This window comes from Streptomyces sp. LUP30 (assembly GCF_001746365.1).
Classification (GTDB): domain Bacteria; phylum Actinomycetota; class Actinomycetes; order Streptomycetales; family Streptomycetaceae; genus Streptomyces.
Map to the genome: position 1 here is coordinate 13,046 of NZ_MJAJ01000034.1, position 19,672 is coordinate 32,717.

At 73.5% G+C, this 19,672-nt stretch carries 19 protein-coding genes; 8 read left to right on the forward strand and 11 right to left on the reverse strand.

The genetic code is table 11. The features are described 5' to 3' along the window. Window positions 1-27: 27 nt before the first annotated feature. Window positions 28-684, reverse strand: coding sequence for a DedA family protein (locus BG482_RS25230; RefSeq protein WP_069771421.1), 657 nt, complete (start codon window positions 682-684; stop codon window positions 28-30). A 324-nt stretch (window positions 685-1,008) separates the two neighbouring features. Beyond that, window positions 1,009-2,931 (reverse strand): RICIN domain-containing protein, encoded by a 1,923-nt coding sequence (locus BG482_RS25235; protein WP_069771422.1) that lies wholly within the window; start codon window positions 2,929-2,931, stop codon window positions 1,009-1,011. Window positions 2,932-3,359: 428 nt separating this feature from the next. Between BG482_RS25235 and galU the strand changes: the two genes are divergently transcribed. Continuing rightward, window positions 3,360-4,289 carry a UTP--glucose-1-phosphate uridylyltransferase GalU gene (galU, locus tag BG482_RS25240; protein WP_069771423.1) on the forward strand — a complete coding sequence of 310 codons (930 nt, stop codon included), beginning with the start codon at window positions 3,360-3,362 and terminating at the stop codon, window positions 4,287-4,289. Between the two features lie 208 nt (window positions 4,290-4,497). Here the strand turns inward: galU and BG482_RS25245 are convergent, their stop codons facing one another. Beyond that, complete coding sequence (locus tag BG482_RS25245) at window positions 4,498-4,935, reverse strand: DUF4442 domain-containing protein (protein WP_069771424.1); 438 nt, start codon at window positions 4,933-4,935, stop codon at window positions 4,498-4,500. Between the two features lie 256 nt (window positions 4,936-5,191). Between BG482_RS25245 and BG482_RS25250 the strand changes: the two genes are divergently transcribed. After that, window positions 5,192-6,229, forward strand: coding sequence for a hypothetical protein (locus BG482_RS25250; RefSeq protein ID WP_069771489.1), 1,038 nt, complete (start codon window positions 5,192-5,194; stop codon window positions 6,227-6,229). A 104-nt stretch (window positions 6,230-6,333) separates the two neighbouring features. Here BG482_RS25250 and BG482_RS25255 read toward each other — a convergent pair whose 3' ends face one another. The 3 genes from BG482_RS25255 to BG482_RS25265 all read right to left on the reverse strand — a co-directional run bounded on the left by BG482_RS25255 (window position 6,334) and on the right by BG482_RS25265 (window position 9,457). Further along, window positions 6,334-7,125, reverse strand: a complete 792-nt coding sequence (locus BG482_RS25255; protein ID WP_107450734.1) for a spermidine synthase — start codon at window positions 7,123-7,125, stop codon at window positions 6,334-6,336. A 121-nt stretch (window positions 7,126-7,246) separates the two neighbouring features. Next, complete coding sequence (tuf, locus tag BG482_RS25260) at window positions 7,247-8,416, reverse strand: elongation factor Tu (protein WP_069771426.1); 1,170 nt, start codon at window positions 8,414-8,416, stop codon at window positions 7,247-7,249. Between the two features lie 303 nt (window positions 8,417-8,719). Then, complete coding sequence (locus BG482_RS25265; protein WP_069771427.1) at window positions 8,720-9,457, reverse strand: DNA alkylation repair protein; 738 nt, start codon at window positions 9,455-9,457, stop codon at window positions 8,720-8,722. A gap of 49 nt (window positions 9,458-9,506) precedes the next feature. On the opposite strand from BG482_RS25265, the gene BG482_RS25270 reads away from it, so the two are divergent. Further along, window positions 9,507-10,361 (forward strand): TVP38/TMEM64 family protein, encoded by an 855-nt coding sequence (locus BG482_RS25270; protein WP_069771428.1) that lies wholly within the window; start codon window positions 9,507-9,509, stop codon window positions 10,359-10,361. 306 nt (window positions 10,362-10,667) lie between these two features. On the opposite strand, the gene BG482_RS25280 is transcribed toward BG482_RS25270, so the two are convergent. From BG482_RS25280 to BG482_RS25295, 4 genes are all read right to left on the reverse strand, one after another. Then, complete coding sequence (locus tag BG482_RS25280) at window positions 10,668-11,366, reverse strand: hypothetical protein (RefSeq protein ID WP_069771430.1); 699 nt, start codon at window positions 11,364-11,366, stop codon at window positions 10,668-10,670. Window positions 11,367-11,483: 117 nt separating this feature from the next. Further along, window positions 11,484-12,194 (reverse strand): cupin, encoded by a 711-nt coding sequence (locus BG482_RS25285; RefSeq protein WP_069771431.1) that lies wholly within the window; start codon window positions 12,192-12,194, stop codon window positions 11,484-11,486. After that, window positions 12,188-13,117 (reverse strand): PmoA family protein, encoded by a 930-nt coding sequence (locus tag BG482_RS25290; protein WP_069771432.1) that lies wholly within the window; start codon window positions 13,115-13,117, stop codon window positions 12,188-12,190. Before BG482_RS25290 ends, BG482_RS25285 begins: the two co-directional genes overlap by 7 nt. Then, entirely contained in the window at window positions 13,114-14,274 is a 1,161-nt protein-coding gene (locus tag BG482_RS25295) for a Gfo/Idh/MocA family protein (protein WP_069771433.1), read from the reverse strand. Before BG482_RS25295 ends, BG482_RS25290 begins: the two co-directional genes overlap by 4 nt. A 430-nt stretch (window positions 14,275-14,704) precedes the next feature. Between BG482_RS25295 and BG482_RS25300 the strand changes: the two genes are divergently transcribed. From BG482_RS25300 to lnt, 5 genes are all read left to right on the forward strand, one after another. After that, window positions 14,705-15,580, forward strand: coding sequence for an undecaprenyl-diphosphate phosphatase (locus tag BG482_RS25300; protein ID WP_069771434.1), 876 nt, complete (start codon window positions 14,705-14,707; stop codon window positions 15,578-15,580). 183 nt (window positions 15,581-15,763) lie between these two features. Next, the gene (locus tag BG482_RS41450) at window positions 15,764-15,943 is read left to right on the forward strand and encodes a hypothetical protein (RefSeq protein ID WP_079142127.1); all 180 of its coding nucleotides are present in this window, start codon (window positions 15,764-15,766) and stop codon (window positions 15,941-15,943) included. A gap of 62 nt (window positions 15,944-16,005) precedes the next feature. Beyond that, a complete protein-coding gene (locus tag BG482_RS25305; RefSeq protein ID WP_069771435.1) occupies window positions 16,006-16,464 on the forward strand; it encodes a chloramphenicol phosphotransferase in 459 nt (152 codons plus the stop codon). Window positions 16,465-16,601: 137 nt separating this feature from the next. After that, complete coding sequence (locus tag BG482_RS25310; RefSeq protein ID WP_069771436.1) at window positions 16,602-17,069, forward strand: nuclear transport factor 2 family protein; 468 nt, start codon at window positions 16,602-16,604, stop codon at window positions 17,067-17,069. Window positions 17,070-17,198: 129 nt separating this feature from the next. Next, on the forward strand, window positions 17,199-18,770 hold the full coding sequence (gene lnt / locus BG482_RS25315) for an apolipoprotein N-acyltransferase (RefSeq protein ID WP_069771437.1): 1,572 nt from the start codon (window positions 17,199-17,201) through the stop codon (window positions 18,768-18,770). Here lnt and BG482_RS25320 read toward each other — a convergent pair. Continuing rightward, entirely contained in the window at window positions 18,688-19,599 is a 912-nt protein-coding gene (locus BG482_RS25320) for a Gfo/Idh/MocA family protein (RefSeq protein ID WP_069771438.1), read from the reverse strand. The two genes, lnt and BG482_RS25320, sit on opposite strands and share 83 nt — an antisense overlap. Window positions 19,600-19,672 lie beyond the last annotated feature (73 nt).

Sequence of the window (19,672 nt, forward strand, 5' to 3'; positions counted from 1 at the left end):
GCGCGCCGCCCGGCTGCGCCGAGCCGACTACTCGGCGGCGACCGCGGGCTCGGACTCGGTCCTCGCCTCGGCGGTCTCCTGCGCGGCGCGCTTGGCCTTGCGCTTGATGACGAGCATCGACGTGAGGCCGATCAGCACCGCCAGCACCAGTCCCAGCCACGAGAACCGCTTCAGCCAGGACTCCGCGACGACGCCCACGTAGTAGATGACGGCTGTCGTGCCGCCCGCCCAGGCGATGCCGCCGAGCAGGTTGGCGGTGAGGAACTTCCAGTACGGCATGTGCAGGACGCCCGCGAGCGGTCCGGCGAAGATGCGCAGCAGGGCGACGAAACGGCCGAAGAAGACGGCCCACATGCCCCACTTCTCGAAGGACCGCTCCGCGGTGGCGATGTGCCCCTCGCTGAAGTGGCGGGGGAACTTCGCGCCCAGCCAGGCCAGCAGCGGGCGTCCGCCCTTGCGGCCGATGGCGTAGCCGATGGAGTCGCCGACCACGGCGCCGGCGGTGGCGCACGCGCCCAGGACGACCGGGTTCACGCCGCCGTGCTGGGAGGAGAGCAGCGCGGCCGAGACGAGGACGATCTCACCGGGCAGCGGGACGCCGAGACTCTCCAGGCCGATGACCAGGGCGACCACGGCGTAGACGGCGGCCGCGGGCACCGAGTCGAGCCATTCCTGCACGTGCACCGCGGGTTCCTCCCGTTTGACGTCCTGGCTCTGTCGCCCTTCCCTGGAAGCCTACCGGGTCCGCTCCGGCCGGTCCGCCCGGTGGTGCGGACGATCGCGGACGACCAAACGCCCTCCGTCTGCGCCCTGTTCCCGCCGGGAACCCCGTCGATCGGCCGCCTCATGAACGGGGGCAGCGCGAGGCCTCGTTCGGAGCACGTCGCCGCCGGGGGGCGAGACGCCCGGCAGGAGCTGCGGCGCGAAGGAGGAGGAGCTGCGGGCGCGAAGAAGGAGGGGCCACTCCCCTCGTGCGGCCCCTCCTTCGGCTTCGCGGCCGTCGCCGGCTCAGTGCCCCAGGGCGGCGGTCGCCTTCCCTACGGCTCCGTCGAGCGCCTCGGACACCTCGGACACCTCGGACACGGCGGCAGCCGCCGGGAGGGCGTCCACGACCGTGTCCACGACGGGAGCGGCCGGAGCGGTCGGGGCAGCCGGGTCGGCCGGGGTGTCACAGCAGCTCACCTGGGCGATCCTGGTCCGGAACTCCGGGGCCGTCCCGGCGGGCGCGGGAGCGCCGTCGGGGGCGAGGGGCGGGGCGCCGCCCGGCGTGGGGGACGCCGCGAGGTCCGGGGCCCCCGGCGTGTTCGGCACATCCGTGCCGGGCGGCTCCGTCTGCTTGCGCACCTGCGGGCCGGGCGCTCCGGGCGCCGTCCCGGCCGTGTCGAAGACCCACCGCTGTCCGGCCGAGCCGTCCCGCTCGGAGACGACGACGGACGCCCCGGCTCCCTCGGCGTCCCGGGCGACGACGAGTTGGTCGTCGCGGCGCAGCAGCAGCTCGCCGCGGACGGTCAGGTCGAAGAACGTCTCCCCCGCGTGCACGAGGCACCGGGCCAGGGCGGTCGTCCGGCGGCCGGGGTCGGCGGCCAGACAGAGCGTGGGGTCGGCGGCGCTGCGCAGCAGCCCGTCGCGCTCGAACGACCACTGCTGGGACGCGGCCGTCGAGCAGTCCGCCAGGACGATCCCCACACCGGCCTCGGCCCGGCCGCCCGAGACGTCGAGGCAGAGCCCCGAGTCCGGGCCGCGCAGGCTGCCGAGCGCGACCGCGGCGTTGCGGGAGGCGGAGGCCGCCGACGGGGAGCCGGAGGGCGAAGGGTCGCGGGGAACGCCGGGAAACCGCCGGCCGTCCGTGGCCGGAGTGCTGGTCCGGCCGACGGGCGCACCCCAGGTCGCGCCGGGAGCGGGCGCGCCGTCGTCCGACCATCCCTTGGCCACGAAGACGGTGGCGAGCAGTGCGAGGGAGGTCAGCCCCACGCCGACGAGCACGGCCTTGGGGCGCCTGCCCGGCAGGTCGAGCAGGCCCGCGGAGGTGGTGCGGTGCCGGCCGCCGGTGGGCGGGCGCATCCCGACGGGGCGGACCGGCGCGCCGGAGTCGGCGGCGGAGGCGCGTCCGGGCCGGGAGTCGAGATAGCGGCGGGCGCCCCAGCCGAGCACGGTCTCGGCGAGCAGCACGTCCAGTCCGCCGTCGAAATGGCTGAGCTGTTCGGCGGCGTGGCGGCAGAAGCGGCAGTGCGCGAGATGGCGGCGGACATCGGGCAGCAGCGTTCCGCCGCGCCGCAGGGGAACGTCGAGGAGACGGTTGTAGAAGCGGCATTCACTCGTCGGCGCGAGTTCCCGGTGGGCGCGTACACAGCCCACCCGCAATTGTTCCCGCGCCTGTTCCAGAGCGGCGGCCGCGGCGACGTCGTCCATCCCCGACAGACCAGCCGGTACGGATATGGGTTCCGCCTCCACCTCCGTGTGCCACAGAAGGCATTGCGAGGCGGACGGGAGCAACTGAAAAGAACGTTCGGCCAGTTGTCGCCTTTCGGCGGTCACCGGGCGCGCGGCGCGCAGTCCACGGCCGCCGACGGTTTTCCGCAGTTCCGGCAGAACGGCCGCGACCTTGTCGGCGCCGGCCCATTCCCTGACGGTCTCCCGCACGGCGACGAGGAGTTGGGGGCGCAGGGCCCCTCCGGTGCGCCCGCCGGACAGCCGACCGAGTACGTCATGGAAGGCCGCGGCGGCCACGAGGCGCGCCGTGTCCTCGGTGCCGGCCAGGCAGACGGTGGCGTAGTCGTGGGCCGGTCGCCAGTGACGGGCGAAGAGCAGGGCTATCGCGTGGGCACGGCCGTCGGGGTCGGCGAGCCGGGCGACGAGTTCGGGGTCGGAATCCCCGGGAGTCCAACCGGGGCGGGGCGGGTGGGGCGGGCGTGGGGGGTTGGGGGATTGCACGGAACCATTTCCTTCCAAGCCGACGGACGGCACGGAAAACACGTCGTCGGAAAGCAGGTGCCTGATTGGTGCGTACCTTTGATCTGACCAGGCACGTTGGCCTGATCGGACCCATCCGTAAGGGGAGGCTCACCTTCGCACACGCCCCTCACGCGAAACAAGGACTCCGAGTGACTCAAGTTCAAAGCGAGGGAATTTCAGATAAGTTACCGGCGGTAGCCGCACCCGTTTTCGAAAATGTCCCGGACGGCCCGGCTCAACTTGTGTACGGGGAAAGCCGGATGAGACACGGAATCTCCAACTTCAGACCCCGGCGTGACGGCCGCCCCGGGACTGACCGCAGGCCGGCCGGCGGCGGACGACCGCGCACAGGAATCTCCGATGCCACTCCCGGTGTACTCCCATCCGCATGAGCCAGCATCGTCGGCATGAGCGCCCTCCACTCCGCACCCCGCGTCCGCAAAGCGGTCGTTCCGGCCGCCGGTCTCGGCACCCGTTTCCTGCCCGCCACGAAGGCGACCCCGAAGGAGATGCTGCCGGTCGTCGACAAGCCGGCCATCCAGTACGTCGTCGAGGAGGCGGCCGCCGCCGGCCTGGACGACGTGCTGATGGTGACCGGACGCCACAAGCGGGCCATCGAGGACCACTTCGACCACGCCCTCGAACTGGAGCAGGCGCTCGCCGCCAAGGGCGACACCGTGCGGCTGAACGCGGTGCGCGACCCCTCGCGGCTCGCCGACATCCACCACATCCGGCAGGGCGACCCGCTCGGCCTGGGTCACGCGGTCCTGTGCGCCCGCAACCACGTGGGCGACCAGCCGTTCGCCGTCCTGCTGGGGGACGACCTGATCGACCCGCGCGAGACGCTGCTGAGTCAGATGCTGGACGTCCGCGACCGGTACGCGGGCAGCGTGGTCGCCCTGATGGAGGTGGCGCCGGAGCAGGTCCACCTCTACGGCTGCGCGGCCGTCGAACCGTCCGGCGAGGACGGCGTTGTGCGCGTCACCGGCCTCGTGGAGAAGCCCGCGCGCGAGGACGCGCCGAGCCGGTACGCCGTCATCGGCCGCTATGTCCTCGACCCGGCCGTCTTCGACGTCCTGGAGCGCACCGAGCCGGGTCGCGGCGGCGAGATCCAGCTCACCGACGCGCTCCAGGAGCTGGCGGCGGCCGGCACGGTGCACGGCGTGATCTTCTCCGGCCGCCGGTACGACACCGGCGACAAGGCGGACTACCTGCGCACGGTCGTCCGCCTGGCCTGCGACCGACCCGACCTGGGACCGGAGTTCGTCGCCTGGCTGAAGGACTTCGTGGCGGGCCTGGAGGACGGCGACGCCGCGCGGGACCGGCCGGCCGCCTGACACGACGGCGTCGGGGCCGCCGACGACGACGCCGACGGCCCCGGCGGCCCGGTGCGCCCCGGCCGGGGCCGACGCCCCACGCCTGAACGCCGTCCGCGTGGCGGTGAAGGACGTCGGCCGTCGTAGGCGTCGACCGCAGGCGGTGTCAACCGGAGACGGTGCCAGCGTAGGCGGTGTCAGCCGCAGGCGCTGTCAACCGCAGGCGCTGTCAGCCGTTGGGGCGCAGGGTCCACGTCACGGTCATCTCGCCGGTGACCGCCCCGTCGGCGCGGCGGATCTCGATCGCGACCGGGAACTCGGGGCGCTCCCCGGCATCGAGCTGCGCGACGACCTCGGCGGCCGGTCGCCCCAGGGTGGCGGTGGCGGTGACGGCGCCCATCGCCAGCTTCCGGTAGGCGATCTCCGCGCCGACGGCGAGCGGCACGGCCCGGGAGAGCTGGTCCCCGAACGCCGCGAGGACGATCGCTCCGCTGGCGGACTCGCCGAGCGTGAACATCGCGCCGGCGTGCGGGCCGCCGACGTGGTTGTGGAACTCGCCCTGGTCCGGCAGCGCGACCACGGCCCTCTCCGGACCGGCCTCGATGAACTCGAGGTTCAGGGTCCTGGCCATGGGCACCGTGGCGGCGAGCATCTCGCCGATGGACATCTGGTCTGCGCTCATGCCGTGAGGTTACCTACGGGTAGCTTCAGCTGGCCAGCCGATGTGACGCTCGCCCCATGACCGGTCCGCGACCGTCGCCCGTTCCCGTCACCCGCGGGTCGGCGACCGGACGCCGGAACCCCGCAATCCGGAGGTACCGGGGCACTGTGCCCGGGTCACCCCCGTCCGGCCCCGATTCGGTACGTCCCTGACAAGGGGCGGTGACCGAACCGTGTCCGGGACGGCACTAGTGTTTCTGGCCATGTGGCCAGGACAGCAGCCGCCCGGGGGAGAGCAGAACCCGCAGGCGCAGAACAATCCGTACCAGCAGCCGGGATACCAGCAGCCGAACCCGTATCAGCAACCCGGATACCAGCAGCAGCCCAACCCCTATGCGCAGCAGCCGCAATGGGGCGCTCCGGCGCCCGTGGGCGCGCCCACGCCGCCGCCCGGCGGCAGCGGAGGCGGAGGCGGAGGCGACAACCGGACCAAGCTGGTCGCGATCGTCGCGGCCTCGGCCGTCGTCGTGGCCGCAGGAGTCACCGGTTTCCTGGTGCTCGGCGGTGACGACGACGAACCGGCCCCCGTGAGCAAGGGCAGCAGCAGCCCCTCGGTCTCCGGGCCCGCCTCGGCGTCGGCGTCCTCGTCGACCGGCACGGACGACAACCCGCGCAACGGCGAGGCGGAGAAGCCGACCATCGCCGGCTGGAAGGTCGTCGTGAACCCCAAATGGGGCATCGCCTTCGACGTGCCGGCGGACTGGGAGGTGCAGTCTCCCGGGCTCAGCCAGGGGTTCGAGTGGGAGGACAAGAAGAAGAAGGACGGTTACGACCGGATCCTGCAGGGGGGCACGGCCGAGTTCAAGTCGAAGTGGTGCTCGGTGGACTCCGACAAGGACGGCAAGGTCGAGGACACCGCCCTGGCCATGGTCGGGAGCAAGGGCGCGGAGGGCGCCAAGAGCACCGACGAGATCGCGATCAACACGCCCGCCTGGTGGGTCTTCGGCGGCTACACCGAGCCGGACAAGAAGAGCATCACCTTCGACAAGAAGGCCACCCCGTTCACGACCGCCTCCGGCGTCAAGGGCAGTTACGCCTGGGCGCAGTCGACGAACACGCCCCAGAAGGGCAAGTGCGACAGCGACGGCAAGGCGATCACCTTCGGGTTCAAGAACTCCAACAGCGACTACGTGTCCTGGAACCTGTACGGGGCCAAGGGCGTGAAGGACGAGCTCCCGAAGGCCACGATCATGCAGATCCTCAGCACCGTGCGACTCCACGGGACGCCCACCCAGAACTAGAGCCGCAGTCGCAGGGGGCGTCGGCCGGTGCCCGACCGGCGCGGCGGGCGCCGGCGGCGACACCGCACCGGCGCCCCACCCGTCGTCGCTCCGTCGGCCGCCGCTCAGCCGATGCCGAACGCGCCCTCGGGCGGTTCGGGTGACGGTACGGCGTCCTCGTCGCGGACCGGGCGGGCGTCGCCGATGAGACGGCGCAGGCCGGGGCCGTGTTCCACCCGGGCCGGGAACGCGTCGGAGGCGGTACGCCGGGCCAGTGCGGCCAGGTCGAACGGGCGGTGCGCGGCGGCCAGCACCGCGTTGCCGAAGCGGCGGCCGCGCAGCACGGCCGGCTCGGCGATCAGCACCAGCTCCTCGAACACCTGGGCCAGGTTGGCCAGTTGGGACCTCAGAAAGGCGAACGGCGCCGCGTCGGCGAGGTTCGCCAGGTAGACCCCGTCACCGCGCAGGACGCGTGCCGCCTCCTGCGCACAGGCGAGGGAGGTCAGTCGGGCGGGGATCCGGGAGCCGCCGAAGACGTCGGCGACGAGCACGTCGGCGGAGTCGTCCGGGGCCGCTTCCAGCCACGCCCGCGCGTCGGCCGCGTGCAGCTCGACGCCGGCCCGGGGCGGGACGGGCAGGTGCTCGACGACCAGGTCCAGCAGCCCGCGGTCGAACTCGACGACATCCTGCCGGGAGCCCGGCCGGGTCGCGGCCACGTACCGGGGCAGGGTGAGCGCGCCGCCGCCGAGATGCAGCACGTCCAGGGGCCGCCCCGGCTCGGCGGCGAGGTCCAGGACGTGCCCGAGGCGTCGCGTGTACTCGAACTCCAGGTGCGTGGGCTCGTCGAGGTCGACGTACGACTGGGGCGCGCCGTCGACCGTCAGCAGCCAGGCCCGGGCCCGGTCGACGTCGGGCATCAGCTTGGCGGTGCCGTGGTCGACGGCTCGGGTGACGGGTACGGGCTCGTCGTTCACCTGATCATTGTGCCGGGGAGGGCGCGCCCGCCGGACGCGCCCCCGCCCCGGACGCCGGCCTGCCTCACAGGACGGTCGTCACGGTTCCCGCCCCCACGGTCCGGCCGCCCTCGCGGACGGCGAAGCCGAGGCCGGGCTCCAACGCGACGTCGTGGCCCAGTTCGACGGTCATGGCGACCGTGTCCCCGGGCCGCGCGACCGCGATCTCGCCCAGGTCCACGTCCCCGACGACGTCCGCCGTCCGGATGTAGAACTGCGGCCGGTACCCGGTCGAGACGGGTGTGGTACGACCGCCCTCCCGCGTCGACAGCACGTACACCCGCGCCTCGAACCGCCGTCGCGGCGTGACGCTCCCGGGCGCGGCCACGACCTGCCCCCGACGGACGGCGTCGCGCGCAACCCCGCGCAGCAGCAGGGCCACGTTGTCACCGGCCTGGGCCTCGGTCATCGGCTTGCCGAAGGTCTCCAGGCCGGTGACGACGCTCTCCAGGCCCGCGCCGAGCACGTCGACCCGGTCGCCCACCCGCACGGTCCCCCGTTCCACCGCGCCGGTGACCACGGTCCCCCGGCCGGTGATGGTGAGCACGTTCTCCACGGGCAGCAGGAACGGCGCGTCCAGGTAGCGCTCGGGGATGGGCACATAGGTGTCCACCGCGTCGAGCAGGGCGTCGACGGCACGCGTCCAGCGCGGGTCACCCTCCAGGGCCTTCAGCCCCGACACCCGCACCACGGGGGCGGCATCGCCGCCGTAGCCGTGCTCGGTGAGCAGGTCGCGGACCTCCAGCTCGACGAGGTCGATGAGCTCCTCGTCGCCCGCGTCGGCCTTGTTGAGCGCGACCACGATGTGGTCCACCCCCACCTGCCGGGCCAGCAGGACGTGTTCGGCGGTCTGCGGCATGATCCCGTCGAGCGCGGAGACGACGAGGATCGCCCCGTCGAGCTGTGCCGCGCCGGTGACCATGTTCTTGACGTAGTCGGCGTGGCCGGGCATGTCGACGTGCGCGTAGTGCCGGGTGTCGGTCTCGTACTCGACGTGCGCGATGTTGATGGTGATCCCCCGCGCGGCCTCCTCCGGGGCCCGGTCGATGCGGTCGAACGGCACGAAGGAGCCGGTCCCGCGGTCGGCGAGAACCTTGGTGATGGCGGCGGTCAGGGTGGTCTTGCCGTGGTCGACGTGACCCATGGTGCCGATGTTGAGATGCGGCTTGGTCCGCACGTAAGCGGTCTTGGGCATGGCTGTACCTCGAAGCGTGTCCGTGGGAAGGGGGACCCCGAGGAAGCGGCCGACCCTCCCCCTGGGGGGTCCGCCGGACAGTCCGGGGAGGGTCAGCTTCGGGCGCCGTCGACAGCGGCCGCGAGGATCGGGACGGCAGCCTTCGGGGCATCCGCGACCGCGGATGCTGCGAGGAGGAAGGCGTGCCGGAACATGAGGCCGATCCTCGTCGACGGTTCGTCACGTGTCGAATGCTTTTCGTCGGACCGGGGACGGGGCCCGGCGACCGGACGCATCCCGCGTCACGGCGGTCCGGGGAACCGTTCAGGGCAGGTCGGGGGCCGCGTCGATGTTCTTCAGGGCCTCACGGACCGTCAGGGGCGCGAACCGGCCCCGCTCGCGGACGAGGAAGGCGCGCACGGCCTCGGGGTCGGTCTTGGCGTACTCGCGCAGGCACCACCCGATGGCCTTGCGGACGAAGAAGTCGGGATGGCCGGACTGGCGCAGGCAGTACGCGAACAGCCGGTCGGCGTCGGTGCGCTCCTTGTGGCGCAGTTGGTGCAGCAGCGCGGTGCGCACCACCCACAGGTCCTCGTCGACGATCCACTCGTCCATGTCGGCGGTGAGGCCGGGGTAGGCGGCGACGAGGGCGCCGACCACGTGCGCGGCGAGCAGATCGACCGTGTCCCACCAGGAGGTGGTGGTGACGAGCCGGCGGGCCACGGGCAGGAACGCCGACGACAGGCGTCCCGCGTGACGGCGCAGGTAGTCCACGGCGAAGTAGTGGTACTCACGGTGCGGCAGAGCCCAGCAGCGCAGGGCGATCGCCGTGCAGTCGGCCTCGGCGGGCCGGGGCGTGCCGGCCAGGACGGCGCGGGACAGGGCCCGGCGGTCGGGGGTGGGAAGCCCGAGGAAGGGGGCCACGTCCTTCATGTACGCGCTCATGGCCGCCGCACGGGCGGGGTCGGCCGCGCCGCCGTACGCGGCCGTCAGCCGCTCCAGCACGGAGTCGGCGAGCGCACTGTGCGGCGCGCCGGCCGGGCCCGCGCCTGTGACGGTCATGAGACGAACCATACGGCGATCACACATCTTCGTCCGTTAGTGTCACGGGATGCTCGATGCCACCACCCGCTCTGGGGGCACCGCAACGGCCTCTCCCCGGGCCACCGGCACGGACTTCGTCATTCCGTTGCTCGCGCCTGCTCCCCTGCCCGTCGTCGCGACCGGCGCCGCGCCTGTCACCGCGCCCGTCGTCGCGCCGCCCGTCTCGTCCTCGGCCGCCGCTCCCGGCGGCCTCGCCGCGCGCTGCGGCAGAGTGCTCCTGTCGCCCTGGTCCCGTCTGGCGCTGCTGGTCGCGCTGCTGGCGGCGGCCGCGGCGAGCGTGCTGCTCTTCGAGCCGCAGAAGCTCCTCGCGGACGGCTGGCCGCCCCAGTTGGGGGGCGCTTCGGCGGCCGCGCTCTTCGCGGTGGCGTACGGGCTGTGCACGGTGGCGTTCGTGCCGAGACCGCTGCTGAACCTGGCCGCCGGCGCGCTGTTCGGCTCGCAGTGGGGCGCGGGCGCGGCGCTTGCGGGCACGGTGCTGGGGGCCGGGGTCGCCTTCGGGCTGGGCCGCGTCCTGGGACAGGACGCCCTGCGGCCCCTGCTGCGCGGCCGGTTGCTCAAGGCGGCGGACGGCCAGCTCAGCCGGCACGGTCTGCGCTCGATGCTGGCGGCCCGGCTGTTCCCGGGGGTGCCGTTCTGGGCCGCGAACTACTGCGCCGCCGTCTCCCGCATGACCTGGCCGTCCTTCCTGGTGGCGACCGCGGTGGGCTCGATCCCGAACACCGCCGCCTATGTCGTCGCGGGGGCCCGGGCCTCCTCGCCCACCTCGCCGGCCTTCCTGATCGCGATGGTCTGCATCGCCCTGCCGGCGCTCGTCGGCGCGGCGGTGGCCTGGCGCAAACGCCACCACCTGCACCGTCCGTAACCCCCCCGGGCTGTCCTCCGGACCGGCTTCCGGACCGGCTTCCGGACCGGCTTCCGGACCCCGGACGGCCCGGGGCCGCAGCCGCTCAGAAGCCGGGGCCCGCTCGCCGGGAGCCGGAAGCGGAGAGCGGGGGCGGGTGCGGGACACCGGATCCGCGGCGGGCCCGGCCCGGCTGCACGGACTCGAGCACCATCGCGTCGGCGAGCCCGCCGGCCTCGCACATGGTCTGCAGGGCGTACCGGGCGCCGCGGGGCCGCCGAGCGCGATCGCGCCGCGGCGCGGTCACAGCGTCCGTCGCTGAGCCCCTCACGCCTCCAGCTTCCGGATCTGCGCCGAGACAAGGTCCCCGGGGACCTTCGCGGGCGCGCCCGTCCCGCTCGCCGTGCAGAACAGGACGACCGTGGCGCCGCTGCGCACGACCACGAACGCGTCCGGCCTGTCCCGCTCGGTGTGCAGTGCGAACGCGACGGCCTCGTCGCCCGCGTCCGGCGCGGCGGCGGCCTCGGCGGTGGTGCGGGCGGGCACCCCGCCCTCGTAGGCCGTGCACTTCTTCAGGGCGGTGCGCAGACCGTCGAGGACGCCCTCGGCGGCGGACCGGTCGTAGGCCATGAGGCCGATGGTGGTGGCCGCTCCGGCCGCGGGGCCGGAGCCCGAGAAGGCGAGGCGTCCCTGGAACGCCCGGGGCTCCGGATCGGGAACGGCCGTACGGATGTTCTCCAACGGCTGGCACGCGGCGGGCCGCGCGGTCGAGTGGCCGGCGGGCTTCACGGGGTAGTCGGTGATCTGGTATCTGTCCACGTCTCCAACCGTCAGCGCCGCGGACTTCAGCTGAGCCTCTCCGAGCGGTCCGGAGGGACCCTTGCGCCCCGCGCCCGAAGCCGAACCCGACACGGGGCCGGAGCCCGCGGCGCCGGAGTCCTTCTCGGCCGAACCGCCCCCGCCGCCGCCGCACCCGGCCACCAGAACCGCCGTGCACAGCGCCGCCGCCGTCACCCTGATCCGCATGTGCTGACTCCCCGCTCTCGACATCGGTCGATTGGATCAGCCGACGGCACGGGTCGCAGAGATTTCGCCGGAACTACGACGACCGACCCGGCCGGCGATGATGAACCGGGCCCAGGTTCACGCGTACACGTCCAGCCGCCCGCACATGCCGAACCTCCCGCGCGCGGACGGTTCCTCGGCCCGCACGACGGCTTCGGCGAGATGGGAGACGTCCCCTTCCGCGAGCCGGTCGAGCTGCTCCCCGGTGGCCTCCGCGGCCGCCCGCGCGCCGTGCGTCCAGCGTTCACGCCACTCGGCGAGCCGGGGCCGGACGAGCGCAGCGGCGGCCCGGTGGAATTCGGCCAGGGCGGCGCGGGGGTCCGGCGCCTCGCACAGCGCCAGACAGCCCTCCAGCGCGAGGTCGCGCCGGGCGCGGGCGATCCGGGCCTGCTCCTCGGGCGGGGCGTCGGCGGGGATCGCGGTCGCGGCGGCGTACGCCTCGGGGTCGGCGAGATGCTCCGGCGGCAGGGTGAGCACCGCGTCGCCCGCCTCGGGCAGCCCGCCGTTCTGCATCAGGACGGTGATGCGCAGGTCGTCCTCGTTGACCAGCCGGTGGATCGTGCCCGGCGTGAACCAGGCGACCGTGCCGGGCGCCAGGGGCGTCACCCGGTGTCCGGAGGCCGTGAGGGTATGCACCGCTCCCCGTCCGTGGGTGACGACGTACCCCTCCGAACAGACCAGGTGCATATGGGGGGTTCCGCCTTGCAGACCGTCGGCGGCGGGCCAGTCGTAGACGCACAGGTGCGAGACGGCGACGCCGCCGGGCAGTCCGGCGTACGGGCTCACCACGGGTGCGTCCGCAGGTACTTGGCGATCTCCTCGCGCTCCCAGGCGCCATCGGCCACCACCACCCGGTAGCGGCGGGTGAGCGTGTCGCCGGGGGCCAGCTCCAGTTCGTCGAAGAAGGCCCAGGAGGGGGCGATGCCCGCGAAGGGCTCGTTGCGGACGAACCAGTGGGCGGGGTGAGCCCCTCGGACGCCGGCGTGGTCGTTCTCGGGGGCGTGCGCGAAGACGACGGTGGCGTGACCGTCGGCGCCGTCGTGCTCTCCGGTGAGGGCGAGCCACGGGCTCTGTGAGGCCATCAGTCCGGGCCCCTCGCCGTCCGGGCCGATGATCCGGCCGTCCCGGAAGGCGCGCGGGCCCCGCCAGAACAGGCCCGTGTAGCCGGCCATCTCCCGTCCGGCGGTGGTCGGACTGCCGAAGCGCAGCGGTTCGTCACGGCAGTTGGTGACGGCGCTGGTCCAGGTCAGCGCCCAGGAACCGGAGTCGGGCTCGACGTCGTGCACCTCGATGCGGCGCTCCTCCCTCGCCCACAGCTCACCGCCCGACGGATGCCAGGTCAGCCGTTCGGCGATGACGGCACGGCCCCCGTCCGCCGCGACCTCGTCGAAGTCGACGTGCGCCATGGACCCCACCCGCTCGGGCAGTTCCAGGTAACCCTCGCCGTGGACGTACGAGTTGCCGCCCCACAGATTGGCGCCCGAGAGGTGCGAGGCGGTCAGCGACAGCCCCTTGTGCCAGCGGTGGTCGTTGGGCCGGTAGTCGGTGACGACGTCCCCGGCGAGGGTCCGCAACGGGTGGATGTACGGCTTGGGCGCCTCCCAGGCCGCCTCGGGCCGGTAGACGTAGGCGAGCAGTTCGACGCCGGTGACCGGGTCGCTCACCGTGACGCGGTCGCCGTGGGCGTGCACCAGGCGCAGCTCCGCGGTCATGCGGGCACCTCCACGGACGCCGTCGCCGGCGCCCAGCCCGGGGCGCCGCCGTGCAGGGCCGTGTAATAGGCGTCGCCGGGACCGATCTCGCCCCGCCGCACCGTCGTGTCCGTGAACGCCGACTTGTACAGCGCGGTGATCAGCTCCAGGCTGGTGCGTCCGTCCGCGCCGCTGCTGCGCGGTCGCCGTCCCGCACGCATGCAGGCGACGAGCTCGCGCAGCTGGGCCAGGTGCGAACTGGGCACGTCCGCGCCGAAGTCCCGCCAGCCGGCGGCCTCGTCGCCGGGCACGTCCGGGGCGGGGGTGAGGCGCCAGTCGGCGTTGGAGTGGCCGTACAGGTGCGTGAGCTCGACGGTGGCGCGCTCGCAGTCGATCCGGATGCGGCTGACCTCTTCGGGGCTCAGGACGCTGTTGACGACCGTGGCGAGGGCGCCGCTCTCGAAGCGCAGCAGCGCGGTGGACACGTCCTCCGTCTCCACGTCGTGCACGAGCCGGCCGGCCATGGCCCGCACCTCGCTCCACGGGCCGAGGAGGTCGAGCAGCAGGTCCATCTGGTGGATGCCGTGGCCCATCGCCGGGCCGCCGCCCTCGGTCTGCCAGCGACCGCGCCACGGCACGGCGTAGTAGGCGGTGTCGCGGTACCAGGTGGTCTGGCAGTGGGCGACGAGCGGCCGGCCGAGGGCCTGCTCGGCGAGCAGCCGGCGCACATGCCGGGCTCCCGATCCGAAGCGGTGCTGGAAGACGATCGAGGAGAAGGGGCCGTCGGGCGTGCCCTCCTCGGCCGCCACGGCGTCGTAGTCCGCCAGGGTCGGCACGGGCGGCTTCTCGCACCACACCCAGGCGCCGGCCCGCAGCGCGGCCACGCTCTGCTCGCGGTGCAGCGTGGGCGGGGTGCAGATGGTCACCAGGTCGGGCCGCTGCTCCGCCAGCATCCGGTCCAGGTCGGTGTAGGCGTGCGGCACGCCGCCCTCCGCACAGAACGCCCGGACGGCGTTGGCATCGATGTCAACGGCCGCCACGACCTCGGTCTCACCCTCGGCGGCCAGTTGCTGGAGGGCGGGCAGATGGGAGCCGCGGGCGATGGCGCCCGCGCCGACGACGGCGGCCCGGATCCGGCGGCCGTCGAGCGGGCCCGGCGGCGGAGTGGTGGGGGACATGGGCGTGATCAGCACTCCTCCGACGTACGGCCGTGGACCGGGCGGGTCCGGCAAGCGTGCGGGGCGCACACGGCACACACGGCACATGTGCGGCACCTGTGCACAGCAAGCGCTTTCCCGTCGCCAGCAACGTATGCGGCGGCCGGGCGGCCGGTCAACCATGCGGGCATCCCGGCGTGCGGCTCGGCAACGCGGCCGGTCAACGATCCGGAGGCCCCCGGGCACGGCTCGGCGACCCGGCCGGTCGACCCGGCGGACGCCCGGCCGCCGGGCCCGGGACCGCCGCCGGTCGTACCGTCCGCCAAACCCCTGTGCAGGACCTGACACACGACACCGCTACCCTTTCTTTGCACACCCTTGATCATTGGGCGCGGCCGCCCGCCGTCGTCGTCGCGCCCTTCTCCGATCGGCACTTGGACTCCGTAACCTCATGTCTTGGTTTGAATCCCTCGTCCTCGGACTCGTCCAGGGGCTGACCGAGTTCCTCCCCGTCTCCTCCAGTGCGCATCTGCGGCTGACCGCGGCGTTCTCCGGCTGGAAGGACCCCGGCGCGGCCTTCACGGCGATCACCCAGATCGGCACGGAGGCGGCGGTGCTGATCTACTTCCGCAAGGACATCGGGCGGATCATCGCGGCATGGAGCCGGTCGCTGTTCGTCAAGGCGATGCGCAGGGACCACGACGCCCAGATGGGCTGGCTGGTGATCGTCGGCTCGATCCCGATCGGGGTGCTGGGCGTGACCCTCAAGGACCAGATCGAGGGCCCCTTCCGCGACCTGCGCATCACGGCCACGATGCTCGTCGTCGTCGGCGTCGTGATCGGCATCGCCGACCGGCTCGCGGCCCGCGACGAGACGGGCGGCAAGCATCGCGCCCCCAAGCAGCGCAAGACGCTGGAGAACCTGGGCGTCAAGGACGGACTCGTCTTCGGTCTCTGCCAGGCCTGCGCGCTCGTCCCGGGCGTCTCGCGCTCCGGCGCGACCATCAGCGGCGGCCTGTTCATGGGCTACAAGCGCGAGGCCGCGGCCCGTTACTCCTTCCTGCTGGCCATCCCGGCCGTGCTGGCCTCCGGGGTCTTCGAGACGAAGGACGCGCTGGAGGGCGGCCATGTGGCATGGGGGCCCACGCTGTTCGCGACGGTGATCGCCTTCGCGTCGGGCTACGCGGTCATCGCCTGGTTCATGAAGTTCATCAGCACCAAGTCCTTCATGCCGTTCGTCTACTACCGCGTCGTCCTCGGCATCGTCATCATCGCCCTGGTCACGACGGGCGCGCTGAGCCCGCACGCGGCGGAGTCGGCGGGCTGAGCCCCCTCGGGCGACTGCCCCAGGGCCGTCGGACCGGCGCCTGTCCAGGCAAGGTGCGCCCCAACCCACCGCCGCCGACGCACAGTTGACCGGCCGGTTGATCGATCAACCGTGACCAACCCCACTGCCTCACGCGTAGCCGTCCGGTAGCGCAGTGTCAGTGCTTGCGCCTACGCTGAGCGCATGTCCGCCCACTCTGTCGCCTCTGGTTCCGTGCGGTCCGCTGCCGAGTTGAACGAGCGGATCCGCGCCCTCTGGCTGCGCGCGGGCGGGTCGCTGTCCGCCCAGGAGCGCGCCGAGTACGAACTGCTGGTGGTGGAGTGGGCCGCGGCGATCCGCGGCGACGTGGTCGCGGCGGCCTGACGTCGCACCCAGGCGTGGAAATCCGTTTGCCGTCGTGAGCAAGTCGCCCCTGGCGTGGCGCGATGACTGTTCAGGTGATCGTTCCCAACGGTGGCTCGAGCTCGGGGAAGTCCGGGATCGATGCGGGGATCACGTTCGCGGCGGACGGCGGGGTGAGCGTCGGGCAGGAGTTCCGGGCGCTCGACGCGGCCTGGGCGCAGGGCGTCGCCGCGATGGCCCGGGCCGGCGCCGGGATCGTCGTCGACGACGTGTTCCTCGGCGGAGCGGCATCCCAGCGGCGGTGGCGGGAGGCCCTGGACGGGCTCCCGGTGCTGTGGGGCGGCGTCCGGTGCGAGGAAGCGGTCGCGGCGGGCCGGGAGACCGCCCGCGGTGACCGGATTCCGGGAACGGCGGCCGCGCAGGCGCGCACGGTGCATGAGGGGGCCGTCCACGACCTGGAGGTGGACACCGCGCGCGCCGAGGCCCTGGCGTGTGGGCGGTTCATCGCCGCCCGCCTCGGCCGGCCGCCGGTCCGTCCCTGACGACGGAGACCTGAGCGGCGGGGGTACGAGGGCCCCGACCGTCCGTCAGGACGCCGAGCAGCCCCGTTTCCCCCGTCCGGGACGCCGATCGCCGCAAAGACCTTGGCTGTGCACCCGCCATGCCCAACACTCGGGCCATGACGCAGCGTGTGGAGCTCGCCGCCGTGATGGACCGGCTGGCCGTCGACGGACTGATCACCGACTACGCCGTGGCGGTGGACGACGGGGACTGGACGGCGTACCGGCAACTGTTCACGGCCGACGGGCGCGCGGACTACCGCTCGGCCGGCGGCATCGAGGGCGAGGCGGGGAACGTCGCCTCCTGGCTCGCGGACACCATGCGGCTGTTCGCGATGCGGCAGCACCTCATCGTCAACCGCCGGGTGCGGTTCGGGGTCCTGGATCAGGACACGGGCGACACCGCACAGGTGCAGGCCGACTACGTCAACCCCATGCGCCTCGCCGCCGAGCGGGACGGCGCCCCCGCCGAGGTGCCCGACTTCGTCTGCGGCGGCCGGTACTCCTTCGGCCTGCTGCGGACGCAGGACGGCTGGCGGGTGCGCGAGGTGGTCGTACGGGAGAAGTGGCGGCGGCTGCCCGGCTGACGGCGTCCTCGGCAGGCGGCGTGTTCGGCTGACGCGGGCGCCGCTCGAAGCCGGACGCGAGCACGCCCTGTCGGAGATCGTCTCCGAAGCGCACACTGAAGCGACCCAACCCGGGTAGGGAGGTGTCGTATGAACAGATGCGGACACTGGCTCACCTCCCCCTGGCGGCGTACGACCGTCGCGGCTCTCGCGGGCGCGCTGCCCGTGCTCGCGTTCCCCGCGCCCGCCCTGTGGTGGTGGGCCTACGTGGCGCTCGTCCCCTGGATCCTGCTGGCCCGCTCCGCTCCCACGGGGCGGCGGGCCGCGTACGACGGCTGGGGCGGCGGGTTCGGCTTCATGCTGGCCATGCACCACTGGCTGCTGCCGGACCTGCATGTCTTCACCCTCGTGCTGGCAGCGCTGCTCGGCGGGCTGTGGGCGCCGTGGGCGTGGCTGGTGCGCCGCTTCCTCGCCGAGGCCGAGGCTCCCACCCGCAGGCGGGTCCTCGCCGCACTGCTGGTCCTGCCCTCGGCCTGGCTGGCCGTCGAGCTCGTCCGCTCCTGGCAGGGGCTGGGCGGGCCGTGGGGCGTGCTGGGGGCCAGCCAGTGGCAGGTGGAGCCCGCGCTGCGGCTCGCCTCCGTCGGCGGGGTGTGGCTGCTCAGCTTCCTGGTGGTGGCGGTCAACGTGGCCGCCGCCGTCCTGGTCGCGCTCCCCGCCTCCCGGGCCCCGGCCGTGGCCGGACTGGTCGCCACCGCCGCCACGGCCTCGGCCGCGTGGGCGTGGGCGCCGCGTCCCGACGCCGACGGGGAGACCCGCATCGCCGTCGTCCAGCCGGGCGTGATCGACGGGCCCGACCAGCGCTTCGACCGCGAGGAGGAGCTGACCCGCCGCCTGGCCGGGCAGGACGTCGACCTGATCGTCTGGGGCGAGAGCAGCGTCGGATACGACCTCGCCGAGCGTCCCGACCTGGCCAGGCGCATCGCCGAGCTGGCCCGGGCGACCGGCGCCGACGTCCTCGTCAACGTCGACGCCCGCCGCTCCGACCGGCCCGGCATCTACAAGAGCTCGATCCTCGTCGGCGCGGGCGGCCCGACCGGCGACCGGTACGACAAGATGCGGCTGGTGCCGTTCGGCGAGTACATACCGGCCCGTTCGCTGCTCGGCTGGGCCACCTCGGTCGGCAGGGCCGCGGGCGAGGACCGGCAGCGCGGTGCGGGACAGGTCCTGATGGGCGCCGGTCCCGGTGTGCGGTTCGGGCCGATGGTGTGCTTCGAGACGGCGTTCCCGGACATGAGCCGGCATCTCGTCGAGGACGGTGCGGGCCTGCTCGTCGGCCAGTCGTCGACCTCGTCGTTCCAGCGGAGCTGGGCGCCCGCGCAGCACGCCTCGCTGGGCGCCCTGCGTGCCGCGGAGACCGGCCGGCCCTTCGTCCACGCCACGCTGACCGGCGACTCCGCGGTGTACGACGCGAGCGGCCGGCGACTGGGCTCGTGGCTGGGCCCGGACGCGAGCACGGCCGCCGTCTACGACGTGCCGCTCGCCGACGGCGTCACCCTGTACGTCCGCTACGGCGACTGGGTCCTCCACGGGGCCCTGCTGGTCCTCGTGGCCCTGGGGCTCACCGAGGGCGCGCGGGCGGTCAGGCTGCGGCGGACTGCTCCAGCACCGCTCGGACCACCCGCTCACACAGTTCGTGAGTCGCCAGCGCGTCCCGGGCGCTGAGCACCCTTCCCGCGCGCACGGCGTCGAGGAAGGCGAGAACCGCCTGCTCGACGCCGCGCTGCCGGGCCACCGGCACCCAGTCACCGCGCCGCCGCACCGTCGGCTGGCCCTTGTGGTCGACGACCTCGGCCAGATTGATCACCTGGCGCTTGGTGTCCTGCCCGGACACCTCCAGGATCTCCTCGTTCGAACCGCTGAGCCGGTTCATCACGCCGAGGGCGGTGAAGCCGTCGCCGGCAAGCTGGAGGACCACATGGTGCAGCAGACCGTCCGCGACGCGGGCGCGGACGGTCACGTCGTCGATCGGGCCGGGCGCCAGGAAACGCAGCGTGTCGACGACGTGGATGAAGTCGTCGAGGATCATCGTGCGCGGTTCCTCGGGCAGGCCGACCCGGTTCTTCTGCAGGAGGATCAGCTCGCGCGGGTGGTCGGCGCACTGCGCGTAGCCGGGCGCCAGACGCCGGTTGAAGCCCACGGCCAGGGTCGTGTTCCGGGCCTCCGCGAGCGTCACCAGCCGCTCCGAGTCGGCGAGTTCGTAGGCGAGGGGCTTGTCCACGTAGGTCGGGACGCCCGCCTCCAGCAGCCGGGTGACGATCTCGGGGTGGACGGCGGTGGGGGCGTGCACGAAGGCCGCGTCCAGGCCGGCGGCGATGAGCGCGTCGAGGTCGCGGTGGCGTTGTTCGCGGGGCAGCCGGAGGGCGTCGGCGACCCGGTCGAGGGTGGCCCGGGTGCGGGTCTGCAGGTGGAGCTCGATCCCGGGCAGCGCGCCCAGCACGGGCAGATACGCCTTCTGCGCGATGTCGCCGAGTCCGATGCAGCCGACCTTCACGGGCGCTCCCTCACTGCTTGCCTGCCTGCCCCGCAGCATACGGCCCCGCCGCGACCGGGCGACGGGTGGTGGC